At 54.4% G+C, this 6461-nt stretch carries 5 protein-coding genes; 3 read left to right on the top strand and 2 right to left on the bottom strand.

The annotated features are described in order from the left end of the window. Positions 1 to 200: 200 nt before the first annotated feature. Positions 201 to 1748: an SMI1/KNR4 family protein gene (locus EDM60_RS25830; protein ID WP_233454169.1), complete on the top strand. Its 1548-nt coding sequence runs from the start codon at positions 201 to 203 to the stop codon at positions 1746 to 1748. A 13-nt stretch (positions 1749 to 1761) separates the two neighbouring features. Further along, the gene (locus tag EDM60_RS25825; RefSeq protein WP_122966517.1) at positions 1762 to 2259 is read left to right on the top strand and encodes a hypothetical protein; all 498 of its coding nucleotides are present in this window, start codon (positions 1762 to 1764) and stop codon (positions 2257 to 2259) included. Between the two features lie 70 nt (positions 2260 to 2329). On the opposite strand, the gene EDM60_RS25820 is transcribed toward EDM60_RS25825, so the two are convergent. Both EDM60_RS25820 and EDM60_RS25815 read right to left on the bottom strand, forming a co-directional pair. Further along, positions 2330 to 3364, bottom strand: a complete 1035-nt coding sequence (locus EDM60_RS25820; protein ID WP_122966516.1) for a YkvI family membrane protein — start codon at positions 3362 to 3364, stop codon at positions 2330 to 2332. 132 nt (positions 3365 to 3496) lie between these two features. Further along, complete coding sequence (locus tag EDM60_RS25815) at positions 3497 to 4894, bottom strand: hypothetical protein (RefSeq protein WP_122966515.1); 1398 nt, start codon at positions 4892 to 4894, stop codon at positions 3497 to 3499. Positions 4895 to 5157: 263 nt separating this feature from the next. On the opposite strand from EDM60_RS25815, the gene EDM60_RS25810 reads away from it, so the two are divergent. Next, positions 5158 to 6459, top strand: coding sequence for an AAA family ATPase (locus EDM60_RS25810; RefSeq protein WP_122966527.1), 1302 nt, complete (start codon positions 5158 to 5160; stop codon positions 6457 to 6459). Positions 6460 to 6461 lie beyond the last annotated feature (2 nt).

The following is a 6461-nucleotide window of genomic DNA, read 5'->3' as shown; positions in this document are numbered from 1 at the left end:
CACATTACGGGGTCAGTCCCTTATAAGCAGAGGTTTTTTCTTTTGTGCCCTGTTTCTTTTCGTGCGTGATCTATGCCAATAGCAACATTCTTTTTAATAGGCGGTATGCTAAAATGGGTTGGTTGAAAAGAGAAAATATTCCAGCGGCGCAGCCAAGTTTGGTGCAGGCGCCGATTGGATTTGCTTGGGGAGGAGATTCCATGATGCGAGGATTGATTCAGGATATATTTGGGCTGCTGCGCACAGAGGTGCCGGGCATAGCGGAAGCGTTCCATCCACCAGCTTCGCTAGAGGAGATTCAGCGAGCAGAAGCCGAGCTTGGCATGAAACTGCCTGGCGAATTGAAAGAACTATACCAGGTCTGCAACGGAGAAAAGGAGAACGGGCCAGGTCTATTTTTCGGGCTGCCCTTTCTCTCGTTAACGGATTTGGTGGCGGAATGGAAAATATGGGCGGACCTGGAGAGCGACTACGCAATCGAGGGCGATCATTACTCGGTTCCGCCTGGCTGGATCAAAGAACGCTATATTAACCGCTGCTGGCTGCCGATCAGCAAAGATTGGGGCGGAAACCACCTTGGACTCGACCTCGATCCGGACGAGCAGGGCAAAAGCGGGCAAGTGATCAATTTTGGCCGCGACGAACATGTCAAATACGTAATTGCCCATAATCTGACCGAAATGCTGCAATTTATCCATGATACGGCAAAAGCGAAAAACTACTCCATCCACGAGGAAGAAGACCAGCTTTTCTGGGCGTTCGGTCAACAAGGTCCCGTTCATTTTCTCGATGCCATCCGCAAACTGGAGCTTCCGGTCTACCATCCAGTGCGCATCGATCCAGGTATCGCAGACCCGCAAGCATGGCTAGACAGTCTTTCGGAAAGCTGGCGAGAGCGCATCCGGGCAAATGGGGATTCGCCAGAGCCATTTTTGCGCGCCAAACAGCTTTACTTCATTAACGAAGGCTTGACTGATCTCACTCCGCTCAAGCATTGCCGCGAAGTCCGGGAGCTGGTGCTGAGTGCAAACAAGCTTACTTCTATTGAAGCGATCAGCGGCTGCCAGCAACTGAAACGATTGTACGTGGGGAAAAACCCGATCGCGGATCTTACTCCGCTGGAAGGGTTGCCGTACTTGCAAATGCTCAATCTGGCTCAGACAGACGTAACGGATTTGTCGCCGCTTGCGTGTTTGCCCAGGCTGGCGGAGCTGGACCTGACCGAGACGCGAATTTCCGATCTCTCCGCGCTTGCTCGTGTCAAAAGCTTGCAAAGCCTCGCCATCAGTCGTCCGGACGCGGCCATGTTGAACAGTGTGGCTGAGCTTGCGGCGCTCACCGAGCTGAAAATTTCCGGACTTGGCGAAAATGCCGCAGACGCGATTAAGGTGCTGGGCAAACTCGTCCATCTGCAAACGATCAGCCTGGAAGACATGTCGCTCGCCGATTTGGCGTTCTTGCGCGGTTGCCGCCAATTGAAAACCGTCAAGCTGAGAAAAACGGCCATCGCCGATATTTCGCACCTGGCCGAGCTGGAAAACCTCCAATCGCTGGAATTTAGCGGCTGCGACGAGCTTGGGCAGCTGGAGCAGCTGGGCAAATCGGCTTCTTTGCGCAAAATAACAGGCTCGTACCAGCAATTCGCCCGGTTAAAAGACTGCTTTGAACGAAAAATCGATTTCTCGACGATCACAGGCAATATGACAGACGAGGAAGACGAAATTTGGCACGCGTATGTCCGGTCATAAAAGGGGGAGGCAGATGCTGTACCTCCAAGCGCATGGCGTCGAAGAGAATGAGCTGTACTATTTTGAACTGGATGAAAATGGGATCGCCTATCGGCAAGTGACGGTTACTGACGGGCAGTCGCTTGTGTCTGCGGCACCCGATTTCATGCTGAGCGAAAAAGTCGTGGAGCGCTATGAAGGCGATGAGGATATTTCCCGTGAAGCGTTTCAGGCGATTTGGCAAAAGGCAACAGCGCCTTGCAAGGCGGCTTTTGAGCAAGCGAAGCAGCGCTTTTTGCCCGGTGATCCGGTGACGGGAACGATTGCCATGTTCTATCCGCAAGGCGTCATCATCAAGGTGAGCGATGAGGTGTATGCAGTAGCAGACGATGCGCCGCTTCGAGCAAAGTCCAAACGGGAAGAAATGTACCCGGGCTATATCGTGCAGGGAACAATCCAAGGCTATGCAGAAGACAACTTTTGGCTCGTGCTCGCGGATTGCACGATCATCGGCAAAAAGTCGGGGGCGTAGACAGACAGACGACACTGACCGTTCCGAGGCATTGTGCTCCATCCGCGTCATCCATCCATGAACACACCACTCACCACTTCCCGCGCGGCAACCGTATCGCAGGAACCGATATGCGGCACAGCGTAGACAGCCCCAAATAGCCAAACAACGGGTACAAAAACATAAGCAGCTGGCTGTAGCCGATGAGGCACAAGACAAAAGCCGCCACGAACAGAAACAGATAAAGTCTCGACTCCGGCACATTCACCAGCTCGCGCAATTGCTGACCGATCCCGAACACGTTGGAGATGAGCGTGGTAAAAATCTCGGAGTAGAGGACAAACACGAAAAACAGCTGAAGCCATTCGTTCCAGCGATCCGTGATGAACAAGATCGGAATGTCCATGAAGCGCACGTCATCCCAGTTTGCCAACATGGCCGTGTGCACGACGAGCAGCATGAAACCGAGCACGACTCCACCGATGACGGCGGCCCGGAACAGGACAACCTTTTCGCGGATCGCATAACCAATCGGGATCAGGACAGATTGGGCCATCGCCAGATTGAAAGACACGTAAAGAATCGTTTTCCAGAGGAAGGCGTAGTTGGAGGGCTTGGCGAGCGGCAAGGGCGATTCGACGCTGTTGTCGAGCAAAATCAGCAGGGCGAAGACGAGCATGGACGGGACGACGATCGCATTGACCAAGAGAAGCTGATCCAGTCCTTTTCTCAAGATCAACAGCGAGAGCAAAACCGTCCCGGCTGTTCCAGCCAAATACGGAATCGCGAACTGCTCCTCCAATACAGAGCCAGCCCCGGCAAGCATGACGGTCGTGACGCCGAACAAGGTCAAAAAGACCAGCACATTCATCGTGCGGCCGATCATCGGGCCAAACAGCTTTTGGTTGAACGATTCATACGAAGGGGTCCGCAGCTGATGGGCGAGAAGCATCATTTTGTAGCCAAGCCAGACGAACAGCGACGTGGCGAGCAAAATGCCGACGGTGCCAGCATGGCCGTATGAAGTGAAAAACGCGAGAATTTCCTGGCCGCTCGCAAATCCGGCTCCCACGACGGTGCCGATGTAAGTCGCCGCGACCTGGATACTTTTTCCCCACAGCTTCATAGCGTTTTTTCCTTTCCATTCCAAATGGGATGCTAGTACAAGTGTATGAAGCTTGGGCCAAAACAGAAGAAAAAAAGGCGAACGGCTACTAGGCCATTCGTCTTTTTTTATGGATCAAAATCTGTTTGATAGCTACAAAAGGAACATCGCCACGATTGTCGTCACCAAAAGGCCGATTGCGACCGGATACAAGTTGCGCCGCGCCAGCTCGAACGGGTCGACGCCGCAGATCGCGGCAGCGGGGATCAAGGCCCAGGGGATAATCGTTCCGCCGCCTACCCAGATGGCGGCAATCTGTCCGAGAGCGGTCAAGGTAGCAGCGCCTGCCCCGAGCGCGGTCGCGAACAGCTGGGCGAGAGAGCCTGCCAGCGTAATGCCGGAGAAGCCCGAACCGTCCAACCCTGTGATGACGCCGACAGCCGCTACCGTCAGCGCCGCTACTTCTTTGCTGATCGGAATCGTGTGCGCGAGTGCCACGCCCAAATCGTTGACGATACCTTGCGAGCCTGCCGGAAGCACCTCGCCGAACACTTTGACAAACCCGCTGTCGCCCATGTAAAAGAAGGCGGCAATCGGAATGACTGGCCCAAACACTTTAAATCCGAACTGAAAACCGGAAATCAGGTGGCTGGTCACTTGTTCCAGCCCTTTTTGTTTGTGGGCAAGCATCGTCGCGATCAGCAAGATCAGGAGAGCGGTTCCCCCGACCAGCGCTGTCGCATCGCCGCCGCGCAAATCGAAGGCGAACATCGCGGCCACATCGAGCGCAAACAAAAGCGGAACGAGCGCTGCAAGCAAACGCCGGGTGCCTGTTGGCAGCGGAACACGCGCCGCGCTAAAGACGTGAGCGGTTGCTGGCGTGTCGTTTGTGGACGCCGGAATATTCCCCAGCCGCATGTCTTTTTTCAAATACCAGAAGGCAATGATCGTCGTGACCAAGCCCATCACGATCACGAGCGGAACACTGGCGGAAATGACGTCCTGAACAGGCAAGCCCGCCGCCTTCGCTGTCAACGTCGGCGCTCCCTGGATCACAAAGTCGCCGGAGAGCGCGATCCCGTGCCCGAACAGGTTCATCGCAATCGCCACGCCCATCGCAGGCAGTCCTGCGCGCAAGGCAACGGGCAGCATGACCGCACCGATCAGGGCGACGGCAGGCGATGGCCAGAAAAACCAGGAAATGACCATCATCACAATCCCGATCACCCAGTACGCCAATGTAGCATTGCGAATCAAATGGGTCATCGGGCGGATCATCGTTTCGTTGACCCCTGTATCTGTCAGCACATGGCTCATCGCCACGATAATACAGATGACCAAAATCGTCGGCAAAAGCTCGGTTATGGCGTAAATGAAGCTGCCGAAAATCCCGCCGATGGCTGACGTCACTGATCCGGTGGCAACCAGACCCAGCAGCGCGATTCCGACGATACTGATCAAGCTGGTGTCCCTGCGCATAACCATCATGAAAATGATGCCGAGTACGAACAACACATACACACCGTGCAACCACGCAAGTTCAATCCCCATGCTGTACCTCCTCTCGTTTTTTCGAGTCGCTTACACCCTTTTGCCACACCATATGCACAAGCAAATTCATGGGTGAAAGCCCGTGCGCCTAAGAAGGCTGACGCTTCGAAAACTGGCATTTTCGTCCACAATATGCCACTATTAAATGAGCAAGAGGCAAGCCAAGCACGATCTACTTATCGATGATGAGGGCACGAGGCAAGAGAGGGGGAACGGCGCCGTTCGTGATGATGCGAAAGGATGCGAAAGTGCGCCAAACGACGATGAATACGACAACACCAATCCAGCGAAAAATGGATCAGGCGATCGAGCTGTTGGAGCGCCGTTTTTTGGAGCGAAGTGAATTGATACGCCTTTTGATGCTCGGCATGATGAGCGGGGAAAACGCGCTGCTGATCGGCCCGCCGGGAACGGCGAAGTCGCAGCTGGCTCGCTCCGTGGCACAGCTGTTCGGCTCTGAGCATTGGTTTGAATACTTGTTGACCCGCTTTACCACGCCAGACGAGATTTTTGGCCCCGTGTCGCTTCAACAGTTGAAGCTCGACCATTACGTGCGAAAAACGGAAGGCTATTTGCCGAATGCGCAGTTTGCCTTTCTCGACGAAATTTTCAAGGCGAACAGTGCGATTTTGAACGCCTTGCTGTCCATTTTGAATGAGCGGCTGTACTTCAACGGCCGGGAGCGGGAAGAAGTCCCGCTGCAATTTTTAATGGCGGCTTCCAACGAGCTGCCGGAAGATGACGAGCAGTTGAGCGCCCTGTACGACCGTTTTCTGTTCCGTTACGAAGTTCATTACTTGCAGCAGGCGTCGAGCTACGAGCGGATGTTTTCCTTGCCGAGCGGCCCGCTTCCCGTCGTTTTCTCGCTGTACGATATGAAAGACATTCAGGCAGCGGCGAAGCAAGTGACCATCCCGGAGGCGCTGATTTACTTCCTGTACCGGATCAAACAGGACATGGAAGCAAAAGATTACGTGCTGTCCGACCGCCGCTGGAGCAAAATCGCCGGGGTGTGGCGCACGTCTGCCGCCCTGCACGGCCGGGAGCAGGTGACGATCTGGGATACGGTGTTTACGCCGCACATGCTGTGGGACTTGCCGGAAGACTTGCCGGTCATGCGCGAGCTGTTCGAGCAGCAATTCACGCAAATGCTCAAGACTGAGCTGGAAAACGAACTGCCTTTGCAGCGCTTGCAGCAAACCGCAGATAAATGGAAGGAAAAGGAATCGGAACTGCACGCTTTCCAGTTCAAAAAGGAAGTCGGCGCCAAGCTGGGCAAAGAAGCCGTGGAGCGCAACGGACAGCTGCTGGAAGCATGTCGGGCCGAGCTGGAAGAGACGGCCAAAGATTTGCGCAACCGCCTGATCCAGTGGGAAAAGCGCGAGCACGATCTCGGGGCGTATGTGCTGGAAAAAAACCGCTTGATTCACAACGTGGAAAAATACACGGTCAAATACTCGTACTTGCGTATCGAAGGCGAGCGCATTTTGCAGCAGTTGCAGAAGACGTACCGGACGATTTTCGATAAAGACATTGCCGGAGCGGAGTACGATTTTACGTTATAGGG

The organism is Brevibacillus parabrevis, assembly GCF_003710905.1.
Lineage (GTDB): Bacteria > Bacillota > Bacilli > Brevibacillales > Brevibacillaceae > Brevibacillus > Brevibacillus parabrevis.
The sequence above is the reverse complement of the archived record's forward strand: the minus strand, read 5'-3'. Positions and strand labels throughout refer to the sequence as shown.